This window comes from Rhodococcus sp. IEGM 1305, assembly GCF_030058635.1.
Lineage (GTDB): Bacteria > Actinomycetota > Actinomycetes > Mycobacteriales > Mycobacteriaceae > Rhodococcus_F > Rhodococcus_F opacus_D.
On sequence record NZ_JASHKX010000002.1, the window covers coordinates 443,349 to 469,730 of the forward strand.

Here is a 26,382-nt window from a genome sequence, read left to right on the forward strand (position 1 = left end):
TCGTGCGTGGGATGAGGTGCGCGATTACAGTCGAGTGGGAACCGGTCACAGGGCCGGTGCGCGACCGGGGAGGGTGAGCGTATGGGGTCGGTATCGAAGGTGCGGCGTCTCGGTATGGCCGCGGCGGTGGGTTCCGCCGCCGGCGGGCTGGCGGTCTTCGCGGGTTCGGGAGTGGCAGCGGCGGAGTTGCCGTCGCAGTGCGTCCAGTCCCAGAAGACGGTCACCTGCACGTACACCGACAACACCGGCGAAGTGCCTCCTTCCGGAGGTATTCACGGTGTTCCACTGAGGATTCCGGACGGCGTCGGGAAGGTGCACATCGAGGCGGTCGGAGGCCGAGGCGGTGATAGCTGTTGCAGCACGGTCGGTCCCGGCGGCCGGGGAGCGGTAGCCGTGACGCCTGGCTCGTTCCGGGATCGACGGTGTACGTCCGGGTCGGCGAGAACGGGCACGGCGGCGGATCGGACACTCTGACGCAGGTCGAGGGCGGCGGGGGCAGCGGCGGAACCACCGACTGGCGCCGCAACACCACTCCGCCGAATGTGAACGGCGGTGACGGGGGAGGTCTTTCGGCTGTCGTCCTCGACACCGGAAGGTCGAGCGTGCTGGTTCCGCATCGAATCGAACTGCCGCTGGTCATCGCGGCGGGAGGGGGCTACGGCTCGTTCGTGGAAGGCGGCGGACAGCCCGTGTTCGGATCCGACGGGTCGAGCCCGGCGGGTCTTGCCGGTGGTCCCGGATACGGCGGCAGCGCAGGAAGTTCCGGTGCGACGCTACCGGAGGCCGTCGGCGACGGGATCGGGGCCGGGGGCGGTGGCGGGGCCGGCTGGTACGGCGGCGGCGGAGGCGCCGCCGGGGGACGGATCGGTGGCACCGGCGAGGCGAACGAGCCACCGGGTGGCGGAGGTGGCGGACTCTCCCTCGTGCCGTCGGGCGGCACGATCGGACTGTCGTCGCCGGATTCGAGGCCCTCGGTCGTCGTCACCTTCGAGCTTCCCTGAAGAGTTCGTCAGAGCCGTGGTCGGCCAACGGGCCAGTTGTGCGTGAGTCGAAGTCACGGCAAATTGTTTCCGCAAAGTCTTGGCTGAGTCCAGAAAAGTAAGTCATAGTGGGTGGGTGCCGTCGATGCCGGATTACGCAGCGCTGCTGCGTGGGGCTGAGCTTCGCGTGACCCGCCCGCGGGTCGCGGTGTTGGAGGCCGTGCACGCGCGTCCACATGCCGATACGGAGACGATTTTCGGAGCGGTGCGCACCGTTCTGGAAGGGGTGTCCCGGCAGGCCGTGTACGACGTGCTGCACGCAGTGACCGCTGTGGGATTGGTGCGGCGGATTCAGCCGCCCGGCTCCGTTGCTCGGTACGAGTCGCGGGTCGGAGACAATCACCACCACGTCATCTGCCGGTCGTGTGGGGTCATTGCGGACGTCGACTGTGCCGTCGGCGAGGCGCCCTGCCTGACCGCGTCCGACGACAACGGTTTCCTCGTCGAGGAGGCCGAGGTCATCTACTGGGGTCTGTGCCCCGACTGCTCGACTTCACAGACTTCTCGATCGAACCCATGACCACAGCCCAGATTGGTCTCTCCCGGAAGGAATGTTGTGTCCGATAGCTGCCCGGTCGCTCATGAGGGAAACACTCAGAGCACCAGTGAAAGTGAAAACCCCGTAATCCCGTCTCCCACTCCGGCGGCGCACCGCCCGAGGACGAACCGCGACTGGTGGCCGAACCAGCCGGAGCTGTCGGTGTTGCACGCCCACACGTCCAAGTCGAACCCGATGGGCGTGGACTTCGACTACGCCGAGGAGTTCGCCAAGCTCGACGTGGAGGCACTCAAGCGCGACGTCATCGATCTGATGACGACCTCGCAGGACTGGTGGCCCGCCGACTACGGCCACTACGGCGGCCTCTTCATCCGGATGAGCTGGCACGCCGCAGGCACCTACCGCATCGCGGACGGTCGCGGCGGTGGCGGTCAGGGCGCCCAGCGTTTCGCCCCCCTCAACAGCTGGCCCGACAACGCGAGCCTCGACAAGGCCCGCCGGCTGCTCTGGCCGGTGAAGCAGAAGTACGGCAAGCAGATCTCGTGGGCGGACCTCCTCGTCTTCGCCGGCAACTGCGCCCTGGAGTCGATGGGGTTCAAGACCTTCGGCTTCGGCTTCGGCCGCGAGGACATCTGGGAGCCCGAGGAGATGTACTGGGGTCCGGAAGACACCTGGCTGGGCGACGAGCGCTACAGCGGCGATCGCGAACTGTCCGGTCCGCTCGGGGCCGTGCAGATGGGTCTCATCTACGTGAACCCGGAAGGGCCCAATGGCCAGCCGGATCCGCTGGCAGCCGCCCGCGACATCCGGGAGACGTTCGGCCGCATGGCGATGAACGACGTGGAGACCGCTGCGCTGATCGCAGGCGGCCACACCTTCGGCAAGACGCACGGCGCAGGCGACGCCGACCTGGTCGGTCCTGAACCGGAAGGCGCCCCGATCGAGCAGCAGGGCCTGGGCTGGAAGAGTGCCTACGGCACCGGCGTGGGCAAGGATGCGATCACCAGTGGTCTCGAGGTCGTGTGGACCCCCACACCGACGAAGTGGGACAACAGCTTCCTCGAGGTCCTGTACGGCTACGAGTGGGAGCTGACCAAGAGTCCCGCCGGTGCCTGGCAGTGGACCGCCAAGGACGGCGCAGGCGCGGGCACGATTCCCGACCCGTTCGATTCGTCGGCGGGACGTGCTCCGACGATGCTGACCACGGACCTCTCGCTGCGCATCGACCCGGCCTACGAGAAGATCACCCGGCGTTGGCTCGACCACCCGGAGGAGTTCGCCGAGGAGTTCGCGAAGGCCTGGTACAAGCTGCTGCACCGCGACATGGGACCCGTCACGCGCTACCTCGGCCCGTGGGTGCCGGAGGCGCAGCTGTGGCAGGACCCGGTCCCCGTGGTCGATCACCAGCTGATCGGGGACAGCGAGATCGCCGCGCTCAAGGGCAAGATCCTCGACTCGGGCCTGTCCATCTCCCAGTTGGTGTCCACCGCCTGGGCGTCGGCAGCCACCCACCGCAGCACCGACATGCGCGGCGGCGCCAACGGGGCGCGGATCCGGCTTGCGCCGCAGAAGGATTGGGAGATCAACAGCCCCGCCGAGCTGTCCACGATCCTGCAGACCCTCGAGCAGATCCAGCAGGACTTCAACTCGTCGCAGTCCGGCGGAGTGAAGGTCTCACTCGCGGACGTGATCGTTCTGGCGGGTGCTGCGGCTGTCGAGAAGGCGGCGAAGAACGCCGGTCACGATGTCACGGTCCCGTTCACGCCGGGTCGTACCGACGCCACACAGGAGCAGACCGATGTGGAGTCGTTCGCCGTGCTCGAGCCGAGGGCCGACGGGTTCCGCAACTACCTCCGGGCAGGGGAGAAGTTGCCTGCCGAGGCACTTCTGGTCGACCGGGCCTACATGTTGAACCTGACCGCTCCGGAAATGACGGTTCTCGTCGGTGGCCTGCGTGCACTGAACGCCAACTTCGGCCAAACGAAGCACGGCGTCTTCACCGACCGGCCCGAGGCGTTGACCAACGACTTCTTCGTCAACCTCCTCGACATGGGTACGGTGTGGAAGGGAGCGGCCTCGGCCGAGAACGTCTACGAGGGCACCGATCGTGTCACGGGTGACGCCAAGTGGACCGCCACCGCCGTCGATCTCGTGTTCGGTTCGAACTCGCAACTGCGTGCTCTCGCCGAGGTGTATGCCACCGACGACGCGCAGCAGAAGTTCGTGCAGGACTTCGTTTCTGCCTGGAACAAGGTGATGAACCTCGACCGGTTCGACCTCGACTGATCATGGTTGATCGGCCTCGGCCGATCAACCGTCGTCTGGCCCGGCACCCGCGAGTGGATACTCGACGGGGGTCGGGCCAGATTTGTGGCGTATGTCAGAGATGTGGGAGTGCCGCGGTGAGAAAGACTGTGCCGGCGGCGATTCCGAAAGCGCCGGTGAGAATGCCCAGCAATGCTTCCAGGGACTTCGGCTCGCTTCCTTCGACGGCAGGGTGCCGGTTGGCGGCGATGCCGGCGGCGACGGCGCAGACGCCGAGAACGACGCCGAATCCGAACATCCAGAACATCACTATCGACAGGGCTCCCAGCATGACCGAGATGTCGCTCCAGCGTTCGCCCCGCAGGTGCTGTGGTCTGGCGAGCCGGGAGAATCGTGCCGGGGAGCCGTCGGGATTGTGTCGCGACGATCCGTTGTGGACTTCCAGCAAAGATCGGGTCATCGGCCGAGCCTCGGCGAGTCGATCGGAACGCAGCACAGCAACACACCTCCCGTGATCGTCAAAATGGCCCGCCACCTCGGCGAGCGCATCCACCACTGTGCAGAAGAAATTTAGCACTCGGCAACCTTGAGTGCCAGTTTCGATGCTGCCCGCCGAAACCTGGATGGCCGCTATCGAGTGGTTACTGCGTCGGGAAGCTGGTCGTTCGGACGCGGCGGTGCTAAATTCCGGTTTGCACAGTGGGCCGCGCCCGCCGCCGTGACGGGCGCGCAGGAATTCGGGAGGTGCAGAGCTGTGCGTCGAGAAGAAGGCGGAATATCGAATCAGAGTGCGCAACGCCGAATAACGGAGCTGCGCGAGGACGAGCCCATCCGGTGGCCGGACCCCAGTCCGCTCAGCAGTTGGTGGGATCGGGTTGTCTGGGGTGCACGGGGGTCGACGACATGACGAGCCCGTCATCCGGCGCAGGGTTCAGCCGGTCGACAGTCTCTCGGCGTTACGCACCGCGGTCTCGAGGTGCCTGTCCGCGGTGCTCAGGTCGAGCCGAGCATCGCTGAGGCTGTCGATCACCTGTTCCCGCGAGGCGCCGTCGCTTGTGCTGTCGAGCAGGTCGAACGCGTCGGTCAACTCCTTGATGCGGTTTTCGAGTGCTTGCAGATCGAACCGCAACCGACCGGTGCGCTCGACCAGGTCGTCGACGTCCACGGCTGCCCCTTTCGTCCCCGGACGCGCTGTCGCATCACCCTACGTCCGTCTACCCGCGGATCCGGGTGTGAAACCCCGCTGCGAGTGGCGGCCTATCGGTACACCAGGCCGCCGTCGATCAGTCCCGCCTGCCCGGTCATGTAGTCGGAATCCGGTCCGGCGAGATACGACACGTACGCGGCGACGTCCTCGGGCGTCTGCGCGCGACCGAGGGCGATGCCGCCGACGAACTTCTCGAACGTGGCGCCCTTCGGCGCGCCGGTGAGGGCCGCGAAGCGTTCGTCGATGGTGACCCACATGTCGGTGCCGACGACGCCGGGGCAGTAGGCGTTGACGGTGATGCCGTCCGACGCATACTCCTTCGCCGCGGCCTGGGTGAGGCCGCGGACCGCGAACTTGGTCGCCGAGTACACGCCGAGCATCGGGAATCCCTCGTGGCCGGCGATCGACGAGGCGTTGATGATCTTCCCGCCGTGTCCCCGTTCCCGGAACTTGGCTGCCCCGACCTGGATACCCCACAGCACGCCTTCGACGTTCACGGCGAGGATGCGTGAGACCTCCTCCGGTGTCACGTCGGCGATCGGGTTGACCTGGGCGATTCCCGCGTTGTTGACGATGATGTCGAATCCGCCCAGTTCGCGCTCGGTCCGGTCGACGGCGGACTGCACCTGATCGCGGTCCGTCACGTCGGCGACCAGTGAGATCGCCTTCACTCCTACCGTGCGGACCTCGTCGGCCACCGCATCGACCCGGTCGCCGTTGACGTCGACGAGCGAGATGTCGGCGCCGTCCGACGCCAATCGCAATGCGGTCGCGCGTCCGATGCCCTGCCCCGCGCCGGTGACCAGAGCGACTTTGCCCTTGATGCTCATCCCTGACTCCTGCCTGTTGTGATCGTCCTCACAGATGAGCCAAGCATTCTCCACGGCGCGGTTGCAAGGGTTGCACTCGGTTGCAGTGTGGTCGAGTGGACCGTCGATTGCATTCGCCCCCAATGGAAATGGGGGAACCGCCCCTGGTTCGGCGTCCGCATCCCCGGTAGGCTCGGCCGGGTGAGTACTTCCGGTTCGGTTCGGCACCGCCTTCCCGCGGTCGGCTCGGGCGTCGATCTACCCCGGCACGCGAGGTTGTTGAGTCAAGTGCACGATGCCGTTCTCTCGGGACGTCAACCGCCCGCGCAGCCGCGCGACGTCGTCGGCCGATCGTGGTCGCGGCTACAAGCGGACGGGGTCAGCCCCGACCGCTGCGAGGACGTGGTGCTCGCCGACTACGCCGAGGTCGAGGCCCGGCGTACGCGAACTGCTCTGCGATCGGTCCTTCCCGAGCTTCGCAACACGTTGACACAGGTGGCGGAAGACGCGAACTTCATCGTGGTGATCGCGGACGCCGACGGGGTGGTGTTGTGGCGCGAAGGGTCGCGCGGCGTGCGAAAGGCCGCCGACGCGCTGGGGTTCATGGAGGGCGCCCGGTGGTCCGAGGGGGCGGTGGGCACGAACTCCATCGGAACAGCGTTGGTGGAAGATGCTCCCGTGCAGCTGTTCTCGGCAGAGCACTACGCGCGGTCGCATTGCGGGTGGTCGTGTACCGGGTCTCCGGTGCACGATCCACGTAGCGGTGAGGTGCTCGGCGTCGTCGACATCAGTGGCTCGGCGATGTCGGTTCATCCGACGACGGTGGCACTGGTGCAGACGGCGGTCCGGTTGGCCGAGGCCACACTGTGGCAGGAGCACACGATCACTCTCGAGAAGCTCCGCGGTCATGCCGCACCGGTGCTCGGGGCGACCGCAGGGCCTGCCGTCGTGGTGGACCGGCACGGCTGGGTCGCCGACGCACGCGGGTTGGCCGTTCCCGACCGGTTGGTGCCCCCGCGTCTCGGCACGCCCCTGCTCGTGCCCGGGTTGGGGGTGTGCATGCCGGAACCGCTCGGTGACGGCTGGCTGGTGCGCCGCGGAGGCAGACCGACGACCATCGCAGTGGAACTCGATCTCGGTGACACCCCGCGAGCAACGGTGCGAGGCGACACGAGTTGGACCCGAGCGCTCTCACCCCGCCACGCGCAGATCCTGCGAGTGCTGGCCGAAACGGGTTCCGCTGGAATCGATGCCGCGTCATTGAGTGCCCTGCTGTTCGGTGACCGCGACCACGTGGTGGCCGTCCGCGCCGAGATCTCCCGTCTCCGGAAGAGCCTCGGCCCAATTCTGTCCACCCATCCGTATCGGTTCGCGGACGGTGTCGACGTGCACGTCGCCGGGTGACGAACCTTCCCGGTGTCTAACTCCTCGCCGATCGCACGGCGACGAACCGGCCCAGGTCGGCGCGCAGTTGCGGGTCGAGGCACTGACCGGCCGGTCCGGCGAGGATCTTGCGGAGCCGGGCCACGTAGCACGCGGGTGTCATACCGAATTCGACGAGGAGATCACCGGTGGTGCCACCGCCGTACGGCAGCCAGCGACGGGCGAATTCGATGACCTGTGCGTCTTCGATGACGGAATCGTTGATCACGGGCTGACACTCCTGTCGGGTCGGACGGCTGCGAGATGAGTGAGGGAGTCCGCGAGCGGGCGGCCGTGGTGGGCCATCGCCTGCGCGTAGAGCCGGCCGGCGCGGTAGGAGGAGCGGACGAGGGGTCCGGCCATGACGCCGGCGAACCCGATTTCCTCGGCGGTCTTGGAGTGCTCGACGAACTCTTCGGGCTTGACCCACCGTTCGACGGGGTGGTGGCGGGGCGACGGGCGCAGGTACTGGGTGATGGTGATGATGTCGCAGCCGGCGTCGTGCAGGTCGTGCAACGCCTGGGTGACCTCGTCGGGGGTTTCGCCCATCCCGAGGATGAGGTTGGACTTGGTGACGAGGTTGTCTTCGCGGGCGGCGGTGATCACGTCGAGGCTGCGCTGGTAGCGGAACGCGGGCCGGATCCGCTTGAAGATGCGGGGGACGGTTTCGACGTTGTGGGCGAGCACCTCGGGGCGGGTGGAGAACACCTCGGCGAGCTGATCGGGCTTGGCGTTGAAGTCGGGGATGAGCAGTTCGACGCCGGTGCCGGGATTGAGCTGGTGGATCAGGCGGACGGTTTCGGCGTAGAGCCAGGCGCCGCCGTCGGGGAGGTCGTCGCGGGCGACGCCGGTGATGGTGGAGTAGCGCAGTCCCATCGCCTGGACGGATTCGGCGACGCGGCGGGGTTCGTCGCCGTCGAGGTCGTCGGGTTTGCCGGTGTCGATCTGGCAGAAGTCGCAGCGGCGGGTGCATTGCTGCCCGCCGATGAGGAAGGTCGCCTCGCGGTCTTCCCAGCATTCGTAGATGTTGGGGCAGCCGGCTTCTTCGCAGACGGTGTGCAAACCCTCGCGCTTGACGAGGCTCTCGAGCTCGGAGTATTCCGGGCCCATCTTCGCTCTCGTCTTGATCCAGTTCGGTTTGCGTTCGATCGGAGTCTCCGCATTCCGGATCTCCAGTCGAAGCAGCTTACGGCCGCGCGGCGCCTGCGCGGCAGCGGACGATGATCCTGGTGTGGCAGTCACGTGTCGATTCCTGGGGGTGGTTCCGCCGAACCGCGGTGCCGGAGGGCGACCACGGCTCGGCGGGATTGCTACATATTGATCGGGCGACCCAGCGCCGACAGGACCGATTCGTGCATGGCCTCGGACAGCGTCGGGTGCGCGAAGATCACTTCCGCCAGATCGTCACCGGTTGCCTCCAGAGATCGGGCGATGCCGAAACCCTGGATCTGCTCGGTGACGTCGGGACCGACCATGTGGGCGCCCAGCAACTCGCCGCTGTCGGCGTCGAAGATGGTCTTGACGAAGCCGTCGGCTTCACCGATGGCGAGTGCCTTGCCGGAGGCCTGCAGATCGAACTGCCCGATCTGCAGGGAACGACCGGTCGCCCGCGCCTGGTCCTCGGTGAGGCCGAGGCTGGCAACCTGGGGCCGGGCGTACGTGCATCCGGGCACATAGTCCTTGTCCAGCGGGGTCACGTGCGGGGCGCCCGCCAGCTTGTCGACACACAGCACGCCTTCGTGGCCGGCCTTGTGGGCGAGGCACGGGGCGCCGGCGACGTCTCCGATGGCGTAGATCCCGAATGCGGTGGTGCGGCACCACTGATCGGTGGTGACGAAGCCGCGGTCGACGTCGACGCCGAGGTCCTCGAGTCCGAGATTCTCGACGTTGCCCTGGATGCCGGCGGCGACCAGGACCCGGTCCACGACGTGCTGTCCGAGGGTCCCGTCCGCCGATCTCACCGTCACGGTTGCAGAGTCCGCGCCGACCATGAGTTCGGATACCGAGGCGCCGGTGTGGATGGCGATCCCGCGCTTCTCGAACTGCCGGCGCACGTGACCGGCCACCGCGGCGTCCTCGACGGGCATGATCTGCGGTGCCAGCTCGACGAGCGTGACCTCGCTGCCCAGATCGCGGTAGAGGCTGGCGAACTCGACGCCGATGGCGCCGGAGCCGATGACCAGCAACGACTTCGGAAGCTCCGGGGGAACCAGCGCGTCGAAGTAGGTCCAGACCCGGTCGCCGTCCGGTGTCACCCCGGGCACCGACCGCGGGCGCGCACCCGTGGCCAGGATGATGTGGTCGGCCCGGTACTCGGTGAGCGGCGACGCCGAGTCCGGGCCGCCCTCCCGAACCCCCACCACGCCCTTTCCGGTTAGGCGTGCGGTGCCGGTGATCACGTCGATACCGTTCTTCTTCATCAGATATCCGATGCCGTCGGACAATCGGCCCGACACCCCACGGCTGAATTCGACCAGTTGCGCCATGTCGAATTTCACACCGCTGGTGGAGAATCCGAGGGGACGCAGATTGGCCAGTGTGTGGGCGACGTCGGCACCGTGGAGCAGCGCCTTGGTGGGGATGCACCCCCAGTTGAGGCAGATACCGCCGAGCCGGTCCCGTTCGATCACCGCGGTGCGGAGTCCGTGCTGAGCGGCGCGGATGGCGGCGACGTAGCCGCCGGGGCCGCTTCCGATCACCAGGACGTCGTATTTGTCAGTCATCAATACTCCCTAGACCAGCATCAACGCGGGTGACTCGACGAGGCGCCGCAGTTCCTGCAGGAACGTCGCGCCGAGGGCGCCGTCGATCACCCGGTGGTCGCACGAGAGGGTCACGGTCAGCACGGTGCGGGCTTCCACCCGACCGTCGACGACGACCGGCCGTTGCTGCCCCGCACCGACGGCGAGGATTGCGCCCTGCGGTGGGTTGATGATCGCGTCGAATTCGCGCACACCGAACATGCCGAGGTTCGAGATGGTGAACGTGCCGCCCTGGAACTCCTCGGGGGTCAGCTTGCCGGTCTTGGCTTTCGTCACCAATGTGTGGACCTCATGGGAGATCTCGGCGAGGCTCTTGTTCTCGGCTCCGTGAACGATGGGCGTGATCAGTCCCGACGGTAAGGCGACGGCCACCGAGATGTCGGCGGCGGAGAATCTCAGCACCGACTGGGCCGCTTCGTCGAACTGGACGTTGACGTCGGGTACCTTGCGCAGCGCCGCCGCGCACGCCTTGACGACGAAGTCGTTGACCGACAGCTTGACCGAGGGCACGGTCGCGTTGATCTCCTTGCGCAGTGCGAGGAGATTGTCGATCTCGAGGTCCACGGTGAGGCGGAAGTGCGGAGCGTTGCGCTTCGATTCCTGCAGACGCTGCCCGATCGCCTTGCGCATCGAGTTGAACGGGATCGTCTCGAACTCGGGTGCCGCGTGCTGCGGGGCGTCCGCTGCGCCAGTGGACGCCGCCACCGGATTGGGAAGCAGCCGGAACGTCCGTTCGGCTTCCTGGACGTCCGCCTCGCAGACGCGTCCCCGCGAACCGGTGGCCCGGCAATCGTGCAGATTGATGCCGAGGGACTTCGCCAGTCGACGCGCCACCGGTGTCGCGTCGACACCGCCGTCGTCCTCGGACGAGCGTCCGGGCACACCCGATCGGGTCGGAGACGGTGCTTCCGCGACGGTTCCACCCGCCGACCGAATCGCGTCGTGGACGTCCGCGACGGAGATCCGGCCCTCGCGGCCGGTCCCGGTCACACGGCCCAGGTCGATCGACAACTCACCTGCCAATCGGCGGGAGTGTGGTGTCGCGAACACGTCACCCTTCGTCTGTCCCCGTAGCGAATCCGGGACGGTGGTGGTGCCGGGAGTCCTCGTCGACTCCTGCGCCGCCGGTGTCGACCGTGTGGATGTCACGCACGGTTCCTCGGGGATGAGCTGTCCACCCGGTGACCGCTCGGGCTCGGATGCGGAGACGTGATCCGTTCCGAGGCCGGTCAGGAACTCCTCGATCTCGGCGTCGGAGACGGCCGCGTCGGCCGACACGGCCAGGACCGCACCCACCGGCAACGTGGCACCGGGCTTGGCGACGATGCGCCGCAGCGCTCCGTCGAACGGCGCCTCCAACTCGTTGGTGATCTTGCTGGTCTCGATCTCGCAGATCAGATCACCCTTCGAGAAGGACGTTCCTTCGTCGATCAACCACTCGGTGACGGTGCCCTCGTCCATGGACAGGCCCCATTTGGGAACTTCGATCAGTTTGATGTCACTCATGGTCAGGCGGTCACCACCTTGCGTACCGCGGCCTCGATGCGTGCCGCGTCGGGAAGCCATGCCTGTTCGAGCACGGGGGAGAACGGCACCGGGGTGTGCGGTGGGGTGACCAGTTCGATCGGTGCCTTCAGCGAGCCGAACGCCTTGGTGGCGATCAGCGCTGCGACGTCGTGGCCGAATCCGCATCGTGCCGCGGACTCGTCGACGATCACCACCCGCCCGGTGGACGCGACGGATTCGAGGATGCCCTCCTCGTCGAGGGGTGAGACGGTCCGCGGGTCGACCACTTCGACGGAGATGCCCTCCGTGGCAAGTTTGTCGGCGGCCGTGTTGGCGGCATTCACCATGGCCGAGAGCGCGATGATGGTGACGTCCGTGCCCTCCCGGGTGTAGTTGGCTACGCCGAACGGGATGGTGTACGGCTCGTCGGGCACCTCGCCCTTCAGGTCGTACAGCGTCTTGTGCTCGCAGAACACCACCGGGTCGTCATCGCGAATGGATTGGATGAGAAGGCCTTTGGCGTCGTACGCGTTGGACGGGGCTACCACCTTGAGGCCGGGGACGGCGGCGAACACGTTGTACGGGGACTGCGAATGCTGCGCCGCCGCCGAGAATCCGGCGCCGATCATGCCGCGCACCACGAGTGGGGTGCGGGCCTTCCCGCCGAACATGTAGCGGAACTTCGCGGCCTGGTTGTAGAGGGCGTCGTAGCAGACCCCGAAGAAGTCCATGAACATCAGTTCGGCGACCGGACGCAGCCCGGTCAACGCGGCGCCGGCCGCCATGCCGATGATCGCGGACTCGGTGATCGGGGTGTCGATGACCCGGTCGGAACCGAATTCGGTCCACAAACCCTTGGTCACACCCAGCACACCACCGAACGCCTCGAGCTTCCCGGACTCGAGTTCCGGGTTGGTCCCCGCCTGACCACCACGCAGATCCTCACCGATCTGCACTACCGTCGCATCGCGTTCCATCTCCTGGGCGAGCGCGGCCTTGATTGCTTCGCGGTACGTCGTCTTCGACGTTGTCATTTCTGTTCTCACTCTCAGTACGACACGTAGACGTCGGTCAGAAGGTTTGCCAACGGCGGATACTCGGCTGTTCGGGCCTTCGCGACGGCGTCGTCCACGCGGGCTCGTGCGTCGGAATCGATCGCGTCGAGTTCCTTCGCGGACACCTTCCTGCTGTCCGGGTGATTGCGGAAGTTCAGCAGCGGGTCTTTCGTCTTGCGCAGTTCCGCGACCTGATCCGCGGTGCGGTACAGCTGCGCGTCACCTTCGAAGTGTCCGTGCCAGCGGTACGCGATCGCCTCGATCGACGTGGGTCCGCCTCCCATCCGGGCACGCTCGACGGCCTCACGGGTCGCCTCGTACACGGCGAAGAAATCGGTCCCGTCGACGGTGACGGCGGGCATGCCGAAGGATGCCGCGCGGGAGGCGATGCTGGGTGCGCCGACGGCGTAGTCCCGTCCGGTGGCCTCACCGAATCCGTTGTTCTCGGTGACGAAGATGATGGGAAGGTCGAGCACGACAGCCATGTTCATGGCTTCGAAGACGGTTCCCTGGTTGGAACCGCCGTCGCCGGTGAACGACGCCGCGACGCCGCCGTTTCGGAGTGTCTTCGCGCTGAGCGCCGCGCCGATGGCCAGGGAGGGTGCCCCGCCGACGATGGCGTTCGCGCCCAGCATGCCCACGGACAGGTCGGCGATGTGCATGGAACCGCCCTTGCCGTGGCAGAGGCCGTCGTCCTTGCCGAAGATCTCCGCCATCATCCCGTGGAGGTCGCACCCCTTGGCGATGCAGTGCCCGTGGCCGCGGTGGGTGGATCCGATGTAATCGGTGTCCTGCAGGTTCTCGCACACGCCGACGGCAATGGCTTCCTGACCGGAGTACAGGTGAATGAAGCCGGGGATGTCGCCGGTGGCGTTCTCTTCGTGTAGGCGGTCTTCGAACGCTCGGATCTCGGACATCTTCCGATACGCGCTCAGTAGCGAGTTCTTGTTCAGCGCCATTGCACTCCCTTGGTTTGTCCGTTGTCGCCGGCTACGTCGAGCCCGCTCCGATCGCGCCGCGGCGTCGGAACGGTTCGTGCCTCGTGTAACCCGGGTCATGAATGTAGGGAGATATGACGTGCGCAATATACGTTGCAGCCGATTGCAATGGTTCGATCGAGGGATGCGAAACAACGACGCGGTCGAGGTTCGTCGAAAGCTCGTCAGGGTCAATATTCCGAACGTGATCGCCGCCCTTGATGGCGGCACTCGGGTCATCGAGACCGAGGTGAAGGACTCGTAGTCGGGAGGGATTGACACGGCATTGATCACGGCGCTTGACTGGAACGCAAGCTGGTGTGGGCTCGCCCGATGGTGTTCCGGGAGGTTGACGTATGCGCGGCACAGGGTTAGCGGGTCCGGGCCATCGACGCGGAGCAACCTCCCCTCGCAGGACCATCTCGGTACTGGCACTGGTGGGAGTGTGCATTTTCTCCCTGACGGCGACCCAGACAGCCAGCGCAGACCCGGCAGCGGCAGACACCGTCGACACCGGGTTCGCGATCCCCTTCGCCGGGGCACCCGGCTACGAGAGCCTGGCTCCGACGCAGGTGACCAACCCTGGGCAGCTCAACCAGCCACTCGGTCAGCAAGCGGCGGACGAGATTGCCGGCCAGGTGGGGCTCACCAGGGCCGACGCGTTATCCGAACAGCAGTATCGCGACCTCCTCAGCGGCGGCGGAGTCGGCGGCAGCCGCGAAGCCGCCGAGGTGATCGATGCATGCGCCCAGATCCTCACCAACACGAACGGCCGTCCCGTGTATTCCAACGTCGATGGCCACCCCACACCGTCGGTTCTGGCCAGCTACGGGCTCTACGTGAACACCAGCGGACTGCTGGAGAGTCCGGCCAACGCGGACGCCCCGACAAGGCAGGTGAACTCGTTGATCGCTCCCGGTGGGTTCGTGGGCACCTGGTTGAGGAACAACGATGCGACAGGAACCTTGATAGCGCTCTACCGGTCGGCGTACACGGTGCAAGCGGTCTACGGCTTCGCAGCGCAACAGATTTCGGGCGCAGCTCAACTGGTGACGAACACCAAGGGGGGTGTGAGTTCGGAGGTAGGCATGTCGATGGCGCCGCCGCTCTGGATAGTGAATTTTGCCCTGCTCTACATATTGAATCCTTCCCTGGCGGCCGCGATGCCTGCCCACTGGACTCCCATCCCGTCGCCGGTCGCCGACGCAATACACTCGAGCCCCACCGGCCAGGTTCCTTTCAGCGACTATGCGTCCTACTTCCAGTGATCCACAGGTAGAACGGGCTGTGATCGACCGCGCAGAGGTGAGCTGGCGGAGGGAGCTGCCGTTCTCGGCCATCGGGTGACCGCCTGCGCCGATCCGCCGAGGTTGACCCCGACGCCGGGAATCGCAGTGGCCGAGGCGAACGGGGTTCCCCCCCGGGGGTCTCGTCATCGAACTTCGATCCGGGACACACTCGAACGGATTTGGGTTCTTCAGAACTTCCCGAAAGCGTCGAGGTTGGCGAACACCTCACCAGCCATGAAGAGGTTGGTATCGGCAGTCTCGTTGGGCCAGCGCGAAATATGGGGAGAAGCGGAACTGCCGATACGTGGGGCCGATCCCGCCACCGTGCGGCGTCATGAACCGTCGGCATCATCTCACCACGTTGTGGGTGGCGACCATCCTCTCGCCCTGAGCGACCCGTTGACCTTCACGGTGCCGAAGGCGCCATCCATCCTCAGCCAGATGTACTCAACCACAACAGAATTTCCAGTGTTGCCGATGAACCTCGGCACGCCGGGACAGAACACGCCGAGGCACGCGTCGATATGATTGGTTTGCGAGCCGAATGGCAGATGGAGACCGGTCTTCGCGGGCTTGGCCTCGAATGGCGCGATGCCTTCGACCGCTATCTCGTTGTCGTTCATCAGCGTGACGATTCGATGTGCGCAGGGAAGATTTGGTGGTGCCGTCGAGTTCAGGCAGAGCTCTCCCAAGATTCGAAGCCGACGCGACCAACTCCGTGTCGGCGGGGTCCAGGGGATGCTTCTGCAGGGTCGATGCCGCGGGATATCCTCCGAGTGGTGGTCGCGGTGTTATCGGGACAGCCATCCACCGTCGACCGACAGGGCGGTGCCGGTGACGTAGGAGGATGCGGCCGAGGCGAGGAAGACGGCTGCGACGCCGACGACGTGGCGGCGTCACGGTGGCCGGGGTGGTGGACCGCAGGGCTCGGATCACGTCCGCGGTGATCGGCGGCTGCGACGGATCGCAAGAGGTACGTGAAAACTCGCTGCCCAGCCCTCATCAGACCGGCGTCGAGACCGTTCTTTCCCGCAGGTTTGCCGAAAGGTCTGGGACTCGAAGGTGGGCAGGCCGTCAACCACCATGGTCGAAATGGTTGATGGCTGAGGTGAATTGCGTGCGGCGCCCTAGGGGTGATCGTCCATGAGGTCGAGAGTTTCCCAGGCCTGTTCGATGCGTCCGACCGAGGAGCGTGCACCGGAGCTTTCGAGCTGGGCGAGGATGGCATGCACGACAGCGACCATGGCTGTCAGCGACGGGGTCGCGTTGATGCCTTCGATCGGGGTGATCACGACGTGGTCGGCGTACGCATTGAGGGGAGACGAGTGCAGGTCGGTGAGAACGGCGATGGACGCGCCCCTCTCGCGTCCAAGTCGGGTCAGTCCACGCAGTGCACGAGTGAGGCGCCACACGTTGATGACGATGAGGCAGTCACGTTCGTCCATCTGCGACACCGATACTGCCTGCGACGTTGCGGGGCCTGCCGCGACGTGGATGTCATATCCGTAGATGGATGCCAGGTAACTGAGGACCTGAGCGGGGCCTGCCCCGGATCCGGTGGTGATCACGACGATGCGGCGAGCCGCGTTGATCGCCTCAGCGACGCTTTTGATGGCAGCGATGTTGGCCGCGGACGAGGCGGTGGCGAGGTTTGCCGCGTCCTGCCTCAGCATTTGCGCGGCGGCATCAGTTGACATGGGGCGCTCGGGGCTCGTTGTGACGAGCGAGGTGAGGTATTCGGCGCGGAGCGCCTTCTTGAGGTCGCTCCACCCCTCGAATTCGAGTTGTTGGGCGGTCCGCACGACGGTGGAGACATTCACCCCGGCGCGCTCGGCGACTTCGCGCGCGGACGCGTAGGAGGCGAACTGCGGCATTTGCGCGAGAACCTGGAGGACCCGGTCTGCCTGAGCCCCCAGGGTTGCACGTTCCGTCCGTTGCGCGAGCATCGTCCCAACCGTCACCTCGGAGCGCCTCTTCCACTGGATCTACGACATGGGCTTTCAAGTGTCGATGGCGACCTGAAACACCTCGCTGGTCGCTGTCACGCTATCACCCGCAGCGTCCAGGATTCCTTGCGAGAACTCTGATCGTGCGGGGGCTGCCTGCCAGGCCTCGTACGCGGACGTATCAGGCCATCTCGCGACGACGACCACGGTGCCGGGATCGTCCGATGTCACGCAGAGCTGGGCCGATACGGCTCCTGACTCCTCGAGTATGCGAGCCCTCGCGTAGTAGCGGACGACGTCGCCGCTGCGTTCCCGGGGCACGTGAAGGGTGAGGATCGTGAGCACGCTCATGAAACAAAGTGTTGCACAGATCACCGTCATGCATCTAATGTTGCGCCGCAACGACGGTGAACGGAGATCGACATGACCACCTCTGCGGGTGCGACAGAAACGCAAAACGCTGCCCTCCTGGCGCGACTGGATAATCTGGAACCCGGGAAACCTCACCGGCGTCTGATGTTGATGGGCGGCCTCGGCTACACCTTCGACTCGTTCGACGGCGCCCTCATGGGCTACGCGCTCTCCGCGCTCATCATCATCTGGCACATCCCCGCCGAGGTCGGCGGATGGCTGTTGTCGTCGATCTTCTTCGGGTATCTGGTCGGCGCGCTGGTTGCCGGTGTTCTCGCCGACCGCTTCGGTCGACGGAAGTTGATGATGACGTCGCTGCTCATCTTCTGCGCGTGCAGCCTGCTGATGGGCACCGCGACCTCCCTGCCGGAGCTGTTCATCTGGCGTGCGCTTGCCGGTATCGGAATCGGCGCGGAGACCGCGCTCATCGCCCCTTACATCTCCGAGTTCCTCCCCGCTCGTGTCCGCGGCAAGTTCGTCACCAGGACCGTCGGGTTCCTCGCGTTCGGCTACGTCCTCGCCGGATTGGTCGCTCCGTTGGTCATCTCTCCCCACCCCGCGGTGGGATGGCGGATCGCCGCGGTCCTCTGTGCGCTTCCGGTGGTCCTGCTGCTGTGGTGGCGACGCAAGCTCCCCGAATCGCCCCGCTACCTGCTGGCCAAAGGCCGGATCGAGGAGGCGGCCGACGTGGTCGAGAAGATGGAACGCGAATCCGGCGTCACGCCGGCGGGGGCTCCACCGGTCACCGTCGACACCGCGAAGGGTGCTGCATTCGCATCGCCCCCGGTTGCCCCGCAGCGGGGTGTGCTCGCTCCGCTGGCCGGATTGTGGACAGGAGGATTAGCCCGCACGACGATCATGATCTGGCTGCTGTGGTTCATTCTGATCGGAGTCAACTACGGATTCTCCTCGTGGCTTCCCTCGCTTCTGGTGCTGGAGAAGGGAATCACGCTGACGAATTCCTTCCTCATCGCTCTCGTCACCTCTCTCGCACAGATTCCCGGCTACTACGTCGCCAGCGTGCTGATCGATCGGATGGAGCGGAAGTGGCTCCTCGCCGTCTACGCACTCGGAGCGACGAGCGGTGCGATCGTCGTGGCTTTCGCCGACACCACGCCGGTCCTCGTGCTCGGTTCCGCCCTGCTGGCGGCGTTCACGAATGGGGCGGCTGGCGTGTACTACACGTACACCGCGGAGCTCTATCCGACCGCGGTGCGTGCCACGGCCATGGGCACAGCCTCGGCCGTGGGCCGTCTCGGAGCGATCACCGCACCGATCGCTATCGGCTACCTTTTCGCGCGCATTGGATGGATCAACGTGTTCCTGGTCCTGGTGGGCGCCCTGGTCCTGGCCGTAGCCGTGGTGGTGGCCTTCGGCGCACGCACCTCGGGCCGCAGCCTCGACGAGAGCAAGCCCGACGACCACTGACACCCATCGAGCGGCGGCTGAGGACCGCTTCCTTGCCGCCGCGTCAACTATCGAGAACTTTCAAGGAGACGCCATGCGCACTCGGGTAGTAAACGCCCACACGCTCGAACCCTCGACGGGAGAGCGTCAGAAGAATGTGTGGATCGACATCGCCGACGGGCGGATCGCCGCCAGCGGTGCGGGGGAAGCCCCGGCAACGGCCGGTGACATTCGAGTCATCGATGCGGGCGGGGGCACCGTCATGCCCGGCTTGGTCGACGCCCACGTGCATATCCTGGTGACCTCCACAGATGCCGCCGATCGCGCTCAATGGACGCCGGGCTACGCGACGGTGAGGGCGTTGCGATCGGCGGGCGACATGCTCCGTCGTGGCTTCACCACCGTGCGCGATGTCGGTGGTGCCGACCATGGCATGGCACGTGCCTTGCAGGAGGGCCTGGCCCCCGGGCCGCGACTGATCTTCGGCGGCAAGGCGCTTTCGCAGACAGGTGGGCACGGCGACTTCCGCTCTCTCAACGACGACTCGCAGCCCTGCTGTCAGCTCAAACCGGACTTCGGACGCATCGCGGACGGCGTCGATGCCGTGCGGCACGCGGCCCGCGACGAGTTCCGTAAGGGCGCGCATCATCTCAAGCTCGTCGTCTCCGGAGGGGTCGCGTCCCCGACCGATGAGATTTCAGCAGTTCAGTACACGCCGGAAGAGATACGTGCCGCCGTGGTGGAGGCCGAGAATCACAACCGGTACGTCACGGTGCACGCCTACCACCCGCGCGCGGTGAACCAGGCGCTGAAGGCCGGGGTGCGATGCGTCGAGCACGGGAACCTCATCGACGACGAGTCGATCCGTCTGCTCGTCGAACAGGACGCCTTCCTGGTACCGACGATCATCACCTACGAGGCGATGTACGAGGCCGGCGCGGCGTCCGGCCTCTCCGCAGGATCACTGAAAAAGCTCGACGAGGTACGCACCGCGGCCGTCGCCGCGCTCGAGCAGGCCCACCGGGCAGGAGTGAACCTGGTCTACGGTAGCGACCTGCTCGGTGACCTGCAGACACGCCAACTCGACGAGTTCACCATCCGTGCGCGCGTCCAGCCGAACATCGATGTGATACGCAGCGCCACCAGCACCGCTGCGCGCCTTCTCGGTATGGAGCGAGAGATCGGCACCCTCGCCCCGGGCGCTCTCGCGGACCTGCTCGTGCTGGACGGCGATCCGGAACAGGACCTCGCGGTCCTCACTACACCGGAGCGGCACCTGCGTCACGTGATCCACGGCGGCACCGTCACCGACATCGCCACAGCTCGGCCGCAGTACCGGGCGGCCGATGGGATCTGCTCCGCAACAGCGATGACGCATGCGCACGAAATTCCGGATCGGATCGCCGCCGAAGCTCGATAGGTTCGAAGAGGAGTGGAGATCCGTAGTGAGTGCCGGCCGACTGGTCGTCGCCTCGAATCGGTATGGGGTAGGTGAGGCCATGGCTTTGGGGCGGACGGGGCCGCAAACGAGTCCGATTCGCGAGGATGGCATGACCGCGGCGCGGACCCAGTCGGCAACAGGCTCGGCGGCGAGGGCATCGAACGTCCCGTCGAGGTGTATCAACGCCAGACCGTGCACCAGCGGCCACACCGCATCTGCATCGCGCCCAGGCGGTAGTAGGAAACGTCGGCTGCACAATAGATTTGACCTACTCGCGGGTCGCCGCTGTCGCGGCCGCGCGTTCGGCGGGACGAATGCCGGTGGTGCCGGACCTTCCCGGCGATCTTCGAGCGAAGGCCGCAGCAGTGCTGTTCAGTCGAGGTTACCGACCGATCTCGGGTCGGCGATGGCATCGTTGACCGACGGAAAGTTCAGGGCATCGTCGAGAAGTCGCACCCCGTCTCGGCGAATCCAGTACCGCTTGAGGACTCGTTGGACCATGGAGACTTCGATGTGGTTGATTCCACTCAGGCTAGCCAAGTCGTCAGTTATCAACCGCTCGACGTCCTGCTCGGAACGGAAGCTCCCGATATAGGTCAGTGATGCTGTTCCCGCCACCGTCGCAACCGATCGTGCCGAGGGATGCTTGCTGAGTATTCCGGCGATGGTGGTGAGTTCACCGAGTTGGACGGTCAGATTGATCAGCGCATCGATGGGGTAGCCGATCAGCCCGGGTTCGATTTCGACGCGGGGGGTCACGATTCCCCGGTCGAGGAGACCTAGGAGCACCCGGTACGCAGTCGACTGCGGAAGGTCGAGGGCCCGCGCGACCTCGGTCGCCCCGATCCGTCCGTTTCGTCGCACGAGGCGTGCCACCCTCCACGCTTCTTCGGTCAGTGTCGCGGACTGAACCGTCTCGGAAACACGAGTGCCTTGGAGACGATCGCACTGTTCCCGGCTGAGTCGATTGAGCCGCCATTCCGCTGCTGTTCTGTGGGACTTGAGGACGGTGTCGGTGCGGCTGGAGACCAGGCCGTCGAGGCCGCTGAGTGTATCGATCAGCAGATCCGCACCATCCGCGCGGTTTCGCGGTTGAATGATTGCAAAGATGTCGCTCGGCCCGGTGGTGATCGCCACGTACTGCGTCTGCTCCAGCTGCGAGACTTCGGCCGCCAGCGACGCAACCAGTTTCGGTTCCGCGGACATCCACACATAGCGTGGCGGTACCTCGTCCAGGGCGGACCAATTGATCTGGGCGACCACCCGGAGGTGGCCGTTGTCGATGAGGCGATTCAGGCGTCGGCTGACCGTCGCGGAACTGACGCCGAGAACCTCGGCGAGGTCCCGGACGCCGGCACGCGGTGACCACTGCAGTGCGGCTATGAGGTCCAGGTCGGTTTCGTTGATGCCTTCGTCGAGGCGTTCGTGGTCGGGCACACCGTCGATCTTAGTGGAGCGCGTGTCGATGCCCTACTCAGTCAACCAGACTGTAATGACTGAATGATGCACTAATTGACTACCAGAGGGTTGACGTTTCTCCAAAGGTCGATAAAGTTGCTGATTGTTGCATTCGAAAGGGTGGAGGAAGCGTGCAGATTGTTGACCGACGCGACGGGCTCATGACTGGAACCTTGATGAGGTTCATGTCCACTGTCGAACGGGTGGGAAATAAGCTTCCACATCCGTTCTGGCTGTTCGGGATTCTCAGCCTGGTCCTGGCTGCGGCATCTGCCCTGCTTGCTGCCTTCACGGTGAGCGTTGCAATGCCCGGGAGCGGAGACACGGTTGCCGTTCGCAGCTTGGCATCGTCGGACGGAATCACGATGGCGCTGAGCACTGCCGTCGAGAATTTCGTGACCTTCCCGCCTCTGGGAAACGCGCTGGTCATCATGATCGGGGTTGCGGTCGCGGACAAAGCCGGACTCCTGAGTACTGCACTGCGTGCGGCGGTGCTGCGGGTGCCGCCCAAGATGGTCACTTTCGGGCTGGCCTTCACCGCCATGATCGCGCATGTCGCGTCCGATGCTGCATATATCGTGTTGATTCCGTTGGGCGCCATCGTGTATCGGGCAGTTGGTCGCAGCCCCATCCTCGGTATCGTGGTCGCGTTCGTGTCGATATCGGCCGGCACGGATGCCAGCCCACTGATAACTCCGACCGACGTCATCTTGTCCGGCCTGACCACCGCGGCCGCGCACACAATCGACTCCGCGGTCACAGTCGGGCCGGTCGCGAACTACTACTTCTCCCTCGCCTCCTCAGTAGTACTTGCCCTGATCATCACGCTGGTCGTCGAACTGTTCATCGCCAAACGCGTCGAACAAGACGGTTACGACCTGCCTGCCGAGACCGAGGACGAAATCAACGCGCGCGGCCTGACCGCGGACCAGCGGCGCGGGTTGCGTAACAGTGCGGTGTGTACCGCCATACTGCTCATGCTGATCGGGTTGGCATTGCTCCCGTCCGGGTCACCGCTGCGCGGAGAGGGCGGCGCACTGCTGGAATCCCCAGTGGTATCCGAGATTGCAGTCGTGTTGTCGCTGATGTTCGCCGTCACCGGTGCCATTTACGGCATGGCGGTGGGAACGGTGCGTACCAGCCGCGACATACCCGAGCTGATCACGGCGGGTCTGCGCGACATCGCGCCGATCGTGATGTTGTTCTTCGCAGTGTCCCAGTTCCTGGCGTACTTTCGATGGACCCACATCGGCGAGGTCATCGCGGTGCAGGGCGCAGGCCTACTGAAGGCCGCCGATGCGCACACCCTGGTGATCGCGGCCGGACTACTCATCCTCGTCAGCTTGATCAACTTGATCATTACCAGCGGATCGGCGATGTGGTCATTGATCGCACCCATCTTCGTGCCGATGTTGATGCTCCTCGACATTCCCCCGCAGACGACACAAGCGCTGTATCGCATCGCTGATTCATGCTCAAACGTCGTCACACCCATGGGTGTCTACTTCATCCTGGCCCTGGGATTCGTCCAGCAGTACCGCAAGAATGCCGGAATCGGAACCCTCGCCGCCATGACCGCCCCGATAGCGATGGCGATGTTCCTCGGCTGGGTCCTGCTGTTTGTCATGTGGTGGATCCTCGGCATTCCCCTCGGACCCGGATACCCCGTCCGATAACCGCCCCGCACGCGCCGATCGTGGCGCGCAGCCTCACCTCGAAAAGGGAGAAACAGGTGTCATACCTGCTCGTTCGCAACGGAAACGTGCTCACCGAAGACTGCACGGGATACGCCTCGGTCGATCTACTGTCCCGGAACGGACAGATCGTAGAAATGGCTCAAGGCATCGAGCCACCGCCTGACTGCGCCGTAATCGATGCGCGTGGCCGGTCGATTCTCCCCGGTTTCGTGGACTGCCACGTCCATTCCACCGCGGTCACCGCCGACACCACGTTGCTCAGAACGCTGCCACCGAGCTACGTCACCGCCGGCGCCACACAAATCCTCGGAAACATGCTCGCCCGCGGGTTCACAACCGTCCGCGATGTCGGGGGCGCCGACTTCGGTCTCGCACGCGCGATCGACGAAGGACTGATCCGCGGCCCGCGCCTGATCTTCGGAGGAAAGGCACTGAGCCAGACCGGCGGCCACGGCGACAAGCGCTCCCCAGGAGTTCAGGCATCCGACGACCATCCCTACTGCGGTGGATCCTGTCGTGTCGTCGATGGCGTCGAAAACGTCCGCTTGGCGGTCAGAGAGGAACTACGCCGAGGCGCCAGCCACATCAAGCTCATGGCATCGGGCGGTGTCGCCTCGCCGACCGACCACATCAACTCGACTCAGTATTCGATACCGGAACTGGAAGCGGCTGTCGCAGAAGCAACCGCCGTCGGCTCGTACGTGACCGTCCACGCCTACGCCCCGGCCGCCATCAACCGAGCACTACGCGCCGGAGCTCGCTGCGTCGAACACGGCAACCTACTCGACGATGACAGCATCGTCCTACTGAAGGAACTGAACGCCTACCTTGTGCCCACTCTGGTCACCTACTGGGCACTCGAACGCGAGGGTCGCGAACACGGACTTTCGGAAACCAGTTGGCGGAAGGTCGCAGAAGTGCTCGAAGGCAGTATCGATGCTCTGCGGCGAGCCTCGGACGCCGACGTGAACATCGCGTTCGGGTCAGACCTCCTGGGAGGCATGCATAAGTATCAGAGCGAGGAATTCCGCATCCGCAGCAAGGTGCAGTCACCGACTCAGATCATTCGCTCCGCCACGACAGTCGCGGCACGTCTGCTCCAAATGCCCGACAAAATCGGAATTCTCACACCCGGCGCCTACGCCGACCTGCTCATCTGGGATGCGGATCCCCTCGAGGACGCAGTCGTATTGGCTCAACCGGATCGCTACCTCGAAGCCGTCGTCAAAGATGGTCAGCTCGTGAACCGACCAGACAATTAAGAGCGGGTCTCATGCGGGTGGATCGAGCGCAGTCCACCGAAAACTGCGCGCGCCGGTGTCGCTCGGCAGGACGCCGAGCGACACCGGTAACCCTTCAGTGCAGGGCGGTTTGGAGGGTGTCCTGCGCCAGCTTCTACGGCCCTAGGGCTGCCTTGGGGTCCGGTCGCGGGTGTCGTACGGCTGACCACGTCATCTCCGCAGCTCAGCGCCGGAACGGACGTCTGAAACACCCGAGATGGGCCTGGATGACTGATGCGTGGAGAACGTCGTGTCCGTTGAAGATCAGTTCGACGGTGTTGGATGCGTCGGCCGCGGACAGCGAGATTCGGTTCGCGTGGACGTTTGGGCCGTCGGTGGCGTCCATGAGGAAGGTGACAGTTTTCTGTGCTCGCGTGTCGCATGCGGTGACACCGATGCGTCGACGAGGCCCCATCCGGTCACGAACGTGGATGGATGGATGGGCGGAGGGGTGTTCACCTATAGCGAGCGATGATGCGGGCCTTGGTAGCTCCACGAACTGATTGACCAGTAATCACACGCAAGAGGGACCTCAAATCACACCTGATCCGGCTTGCTGCGGGCAGTTCCGCACACTTGACTCTCATGAGCCGCCGATGAGGCCGCGCGGGGGAGTGGACTGCCTCACCGTCGTGTCACCGGAGGTCTGCACACCTCACGGCTGAAGAGGGGCCTGTAGGTCTCTGCCAGTATGTGGGGTGAGTGACGTAGAAATTCATTACGTGCGACTAAGTCGACACCGCAGCTCAGTACACTTTTGCATTGCACGTTCGGGATGCACCACCCCGCTCTGCGGAGACACAGCGGTCGCGTCGGTGTCGGCTTACAAATCGCCGATCACGTCGGTCATCAAGCGCGACCGCCCTCCGATGTACCGACCCTTGCCGGGAACCGCACGTTGGCGATTGCCGGCGGAGGGTACGGGCCTCGAGCCCTGACGTCGATTGCGGTACGCTTCGGCACCACCGTCTACAGGTTTTTCGTCTGCACTGCCCATCCCGGCTCCGTGCACAATCCGCAGTCCGTGCCGACGAACTGCTTCTTCGTCGGTTCGCTGTTGTGCAGGGTGTAATCGAACCAGTCGGCCACCATGCCGTAGCCGGCAATCATCATCTGCGCGCTGGTGTCGGTGCCGCTGAGCCCGTAGGTGAGGCCACTGTGCCCGGCGGTCTCCTGACTGACCAGGACGGTGGGAACGGTGAGCAGGTCGAAGTTCTCGACGCTGTTTTTCGTCGCCTGGTCCGCCGGCCCGCCGTTGAACAGCAGTGTCGGCACCGTGATGTCGTTTAGCGCGTTCCGCTCGTACCCGAATCGCTTATTGGGGAAGAAGCCGGTGTTCAGTCCCGCTACCGATTTCACGCGCGGATCCGCCGCGGCCAGGAGCGCCTCGACGCCGCCGCAGGACGTGCCCATGACCCCGATCTTGTCGCTGTCGGCCTTGTGGCCCAATTGTTCGGCCGCCTCGTCGGAGTCGACGGCCCAGTCGATGGCATCGGTCAGCCGATCCGGTCGCGCGAGGGTGTCATCGGGGAGCTGGTCGACCGGCAACTCGTCGAGCGCACCGTTCGCGATCACGATGTAACCTTGCGCGGCCACCCCGCTGAGGAAGCTGGTGACCGCGATGTTGCTGGTCCGGCAGCCCCCGTTGGCCCACGCGAGGACGGGCACACTGCTGTCGGGGAACGCACTCAGGTCAGCAGGATGGTAGACGGTGTGCCCGTCGAGTCCGTTCGTCCTTTCCCGCACCGTCGCGTGGTAGTCGTCCCGCGATGAGGCGGCGGCTGCGGGTTCCTCCGCCGACGCCGTAGATTCTGCCGAGGAGCACCCGGTCAGGGCGAGGCCTCCCAAGATTGACAATCCGGCCAGCGCGGATACCGCCCGTAGATGGTTGTAGCGCATATTGTCTCCTTC

Annotated in this window: 23 protein-coding genes and 1 pseudogene; 9 read left to right on the forward strand and 15 right to left on the reverse strand. The window is 65.3% G+C overall.

Annotated elements, in window-relative coordinates:
• Positions 1–422: 422 nt before the first annotated feature.
• The 3 genes from QM693_RS05680 (at position 423) to katG (ending at position 3,825) form a co-directional block, all read left to right on the forward strand.
• Positions 423–1,001: a hypothetical protein gene (locus QM693_RS05680; protein ID WP_283351683.1), complete on the forward strand. Its 579-nt coding sequence runs from the start codon at positions 423–425 to the stop codon at positions 999–1,001.
• Between the two features lie 115 nt (positions 1,002–1,116).
• Positions 1,117–1,560 (forward strand): Fur family transcriptional regulator, encoded by a 444-nt coding sequence (locus QM693_RS05685; protein WP_005243590.1) that lies wholly within the window; start codon positions 1,117–1,119, stop codon positions 1,558–1,560.
• A gap of 36 nt (positions 1,561–1,596) precedes the next feature.
• Positions 1,597–3,825, forward strand: a complete 2,229-nt coding sequence (katG, locus tag QM693_RS05690; protein ID WP_283351684.1) for a catalase/peroxidase HPI — start codon at positions 1,597–1,599, stop codon at positions 3,823–3,825.
• Between the two features lie 94 nt (positions 3,826–3,919).
• Here the strand turns inward: katG and QM693_RS05695 are convergent, their stop codons facing one another.
• The 3 genes from QM693_RS05695 to QM693_RS05705 form a co-directional block, all read right to left on the reverse strand.
• The gene (locus QM693_RS05695; RefSeq protein WP_283351685.1) at positions 3,920–4,264 is read right to left on the reverse strand and encodes a hypothetical protein; all 345 of its coding nucleotides are present in this window, start codon (positions 4,262–4,264) and stop codon (positions 3,920–3,922) included.
• Between the two features lie 471 nt (positions 4,265–4,735).
• Entirely contained in the window at positions 4,736–4,969 is a 234-nt protein-coding gene (locus QM693_RS05700) for a hypothetical protein (RefSeq protein WP_105417380.1), read from the reverse strand.
• Positions 4,970–5,061: 92 nt separating this feature from the next.
• A complete protein-coding gene (locus tag QM693_RS05705) occupies positions 5,062–5,841 on the reverse strand; it encodes an acetoin reductase (RefSeq protein WP_283351686.1) in 780 nt (259 codons plus the stop codon).
• A gap of 180 nt (positions 5,842–6,021) precedes the next feature.
• Here QM693_RS05705 and QM693_RS05710 point away from each other — a divergent pair, with 180 nt between their 5' ends.
• Positions 6,022–7,224: a GAF domain-containing protein gene (locus QM693_RS05710; protein WP_502942592.1), complete on the forward strand. Its 1,203-nt coding sequence runs from the start codon at positions 6,022–6,024 to the stop codon at positions 7,222–7,224.
• A gap of 16 nt (positions 7,225–7,240) precedes the next feature.
• Here the strand turns inward: QM693_RS05710 and QM693_RS05715 are convergent, their stop codons facing one another.
• The 6 genes from QM693_RS05715 to QM693_RS05740 all read right to left on the reverse strand — a co-directional run bounded on the left by QM693_RS05715 (position 7,241) and on the right by QM693_RS05740 (position 13,524).
• On the reverse strand, positions 7,241–7,471 hold the full coding sequence (locus QM693_RS05715) for a hypothetical protein (RefSeq protein ID WP_283351687.1): 231 nt from the start codon (positions 7,469–7,471) through the stop codon (positions 7,241–7,243).
• Entirely contained in the window at positions 7,468–8,484 is a 1,017-nt protein-coding gene (lipA, locus tag QM693_RS05720) for a lipoyl synthase (RefSeq protein WP_283351688.1), read from the reverse strand. The genes QM693_RS05715 and lipA overlap by 4 nt, the downstream gene beginning before the upstream one ends.
• A 68-nt stretch (positions 8,485–8,552) precedes the next feature.
• Positions 8,553–9,965, reverse strand: coding sequence for a dihydrolipoyl dehydrogenase (gene lpdA / locus QM693_RS05725; protein ID WP_283351689.1), 1,413 nt, complete (start codon positions 9,963–9,965; stop codon positions 8,553–8,555).
• 9 nt (positions 9,966–9,974) lie between these two features.
• Positions 9,975–11,510: a dihydrolipoamide acetyltransferase family protein gene (locus QM693_RS05730; protein ID WP_283351690.1), complete on the reverse strand. Its 1,536-nt coding sequence runs from the start codon at positions 11,508–11,510 to the stop codon at positions 9,975–9,977.
• Between the two features lie 2 nt (positions 11,511–11,512).
• A complete protein-coding gene (locus QM693_RS05735; RefSeq protein WP_105423492.1) occupies positions 11,513–12,544 on the reverse strand; it encodes an alpha-ketoacid dehydrogenase subunit beta in 1,032 nt (343 codons plus the stop codon).
• A 14-nt stretch (positions 12,545–12,558) separates the two neighbouring features.
• Positions 12,559–13,524: a thiamine pyrophosphate-dependent dehydrogenase E1 component subunit alpha gene (locus QM693_RS05740; protein ID WP_283333361.1), complete on the reverse strand. Its 966-nt coding sequence runs from the start codon at positions 13,522–13,524 to the stop codon at positions 12,559–12,561.
• Positions 13,525–13,898: 374 nt separating this feature from the next.
• Here QM693_RS05740 and QM693_RS05745 point away from each other — a divergent pair, with 374 nt between their 5' ends.
• Positions 13,899–14,810, forward strand: coding sequence for a hypothetical protein (locus tag QM693_RS05745; protein WP_283333362.1), 912 nt, complete (start codon positions 13,899–13,901; stop codon positions 14,808–14,810).
• A gap of 374 nt (positions 14,811–15,184) precedes the next feature.
• Here the strand turns inward: QM693_RS05745 and QM693_RS05750 are convergent, their stop codons facing one another.
• From QM693_RS05750 to QM693_RS05765, 4 genes and pseudogenes are all read right to left on the reverse strand, one after another.
• Entirely contained in the window at positions 15,185–15,454 is a 270-nt protein-coding gene (locus QM693_RS05750; RefSeq protein ID WP_283333363.1) for a hypothetical protein, read from the reverse strand.
• 168 nt (positions 15,455–15,622) lie between these two features.
• A pseudogene (locus tag QM693_RS05755) lies at positions 15,623–15,703 on the reverse strand (SDR family oxidoreductase); the annotation flags it as partial.
• A gap of 255 nt (positions 15,704–15,958) precedes the next feature.
• Positions 15,959–16,792, reverse strand: coding sequence for a MurR/RpiR family transcriptional regulator (locus QM693_RS05760; RefSeq protein WP_283333364.1), 834 nt, complete (start codon positions 16,790–16,792; stop codon positions 15,959–15,961).
• Positions 16,793–16,831: 39 nt separating this feature from the next.
• Complete coding sequence (locus QM693_RS05765) at positions 16,832–17,128, reverse strand: putative quinol monooxygenase (RefSeq protein WP_283333365.1); 297 nt, start codon at positions 17,126–17,128, stop codon at positions 16,832–16,834.
• 165 nt (positions 17,129–17,293) lie between these two features.
• Here QM693_RS05765 and QM693_RS05770 point away from each other — a divergent pair, with 165 nt between their 5' ends.
• Both QM693_RS05770 and QM693_RS05775 read left to right on the forward strand, forming a co-directional pair.
• Positions 17,294–18,616, forward strand: a complete 1,323-nt coding sequence (locus QM693_RS05770) for an MFS transporter (protein WP_283351691.1) — start codon at positions 17,294–17,296, stop codon at positions 18,614–18,616.
• Positions 18,617–18,689: 73 nt separating this feature from the next.
• Positions 18,690–20,015 (forward strand): metal-dependent hydrolase family protein, encoded by a 1,326-nt coding sequence (locus QM693_RS05775; protein WP_283351692.1) that lies wholly within the window; start codon positions 18,690–18,692, stop codon positions 20,013–20,015.
• Positions 20,016–20,408: 393 nt separating this feature from the next.
• Here QM693_RS05775 and QM693_RS05780 read toward each other — a convergent pair whose 3' ends face one another.
• On the reverse strand, positions 20,409–21,473 hold the full coding sequence (locus QM693_RS05780) for an Lrp/AsnC family transcriptional regulator (RefSeq protein ID WP_283351693.1): 1,065 nt from the start codon (positions 21,471–21,473) through the stop codon (positions 20,409–20,411).
• Positions 21,474–21,679: 206 nt separating this feature from the next.
• Here QM693_RS05780 and QM693_RS05785 point away from each other — a divergent pair, with 206 nt between their 5' ends.
• Together QM693_RS05785 and QM693_RS05790 are read left to right on the forward strand one after the other, a co-directional pair.
• On the forward strand, positions 21,680–23,170 hold the full coding sequence (locus QM693_RS05785) for an AbgT family transporter (protein WP_283333369.1): 1,491 nt from the start codon (positions 21,680–21,682) through the stop codon (positions 23,168–23,170).
• 155 nt (positions 23,171–23,325) lie between these two features.
• Positions 23,326–24,453: a metal-dependent hydrolase family protein gene (locus QM693_RS05790; protein ID WP_283351694.1), complete on the forward strand. Its 1,128-nt coding sequence runs from the start codon at positions 23,326–23,328 to the stop codon at positions 24,451–24,453.
• A 987-nt stretch (positions 24,454–25,440) separates the two neighbouring features.
• Here QM693_RS05790 and QM693_RS05795 read toward each other — a convergent pair.
• On the reverse strand, positions 25,441–26,370 hold the full coding sequence (locus tag QM693_RS05795; RefSeq protein ID WP_283333371.1) for a poly(ethylene terephthalate) hydrolase family protein: 930 nt from the start codon (positions 26,368–26,370) through the stop codon (positions 25,441–25,443).
• Between the last annotated feature and the right edge of the window lie 12 nt (positions 26,371–26,382).

Coding starts and splice junctions, on each gene's coding strand:
- QM693_RS05765 (WP_283333365.1), bottom strand. CDS start 17,128: ATGAGCGTGCTCACGATCCTCACCCTTCACGTGCCCCGGGAACGCAGC.
- QM693_RS05705 (WP_283351686.1), bottom strand. CDS start 5,841: ATGAGCATCAAGGGCAAAGTCGCTCTGGTCACCGGCGCGGGGCAGGGC.
- QM693_RS05730 (WP_283351690.1), bottom strand. CDS start 11,510: ATGAGTGACATCAAACTGATCGAAGTTCCCAAATGGGGCCTGTCCATG.
- QM693_RS05770 (WP_283351691.1), top strand. CDS start 17,294: ATGTTGATGGGCGGCCTCGGCTACACCTTCGACTCGTTCGACGGCGCC.
- QM693_RS05735 (WP_105423492.1), bottom strand. CDS start 12,544: ATGACAACGTCGAAGACGACGTACCGCGAAGCAATCAAGGCCGCGCTC.
- QM693_RS05745 (WP_283333362.1), top strand. CDS start 13,899: ATGCGCGGCACAGGGTTAGCGGGTCCGGGCCATCGACGCGGAGCAACC.
- QM693_RS05740 (WP_283333361.1), bottom strand. CDS start 13,524: ATGGCGCTGAACAAGAACTCGCTACTGAGCGCGTATCGGAAGATGTCC.
- QM693_RS05795 (WP_283333371.1), bottom strand. CDS start 26,370: ATGCGCTACAACCATCTACGGGCGGTATCCGCGCTGGCCGGATTGTCA.
- QM693_RS05750 (WP_283333363.1), bottom strand. CDS start 15,454: ATGAACGACAACGAGATAGCGGTCGAAGGCATCGCGCCATTCGAGGCC.
- QM693_RS05790 (WP_283351694.1), top strand. CDS start 23,326: ATGGCTCAAGGCATCGAGCCACCGCCTGACTGCGCCGTAATCGATGCG.
- QM693_RS05785 (WP_283333369.1), top strand. CDS start 21,680: ATGTCCACTGTCGAACGGGTGGGAAATAAGCTTCCACATCCGTTCTGG.
- QM693_RS05775 (WP_283351692.1), top strand. CDS start 18,690: ATGCGCACTCGGGTAGTAAACGCCCACACGCTCGAACCCTCGACGGGA.
- QM693_RS05695 (WP_283351685.1), bottom strand. CDS start 4,264: ATGACCCGATCTTTGCTGGAAGTCCACAACGGATCGTCGCGACACAAT.
- lpdA (WP_283351689.1), bottom strand. CDS start 9,965: ATGACTGACAAATACGACGTCCTGGTGATCGGAAGCGGCCCCGGCGGC.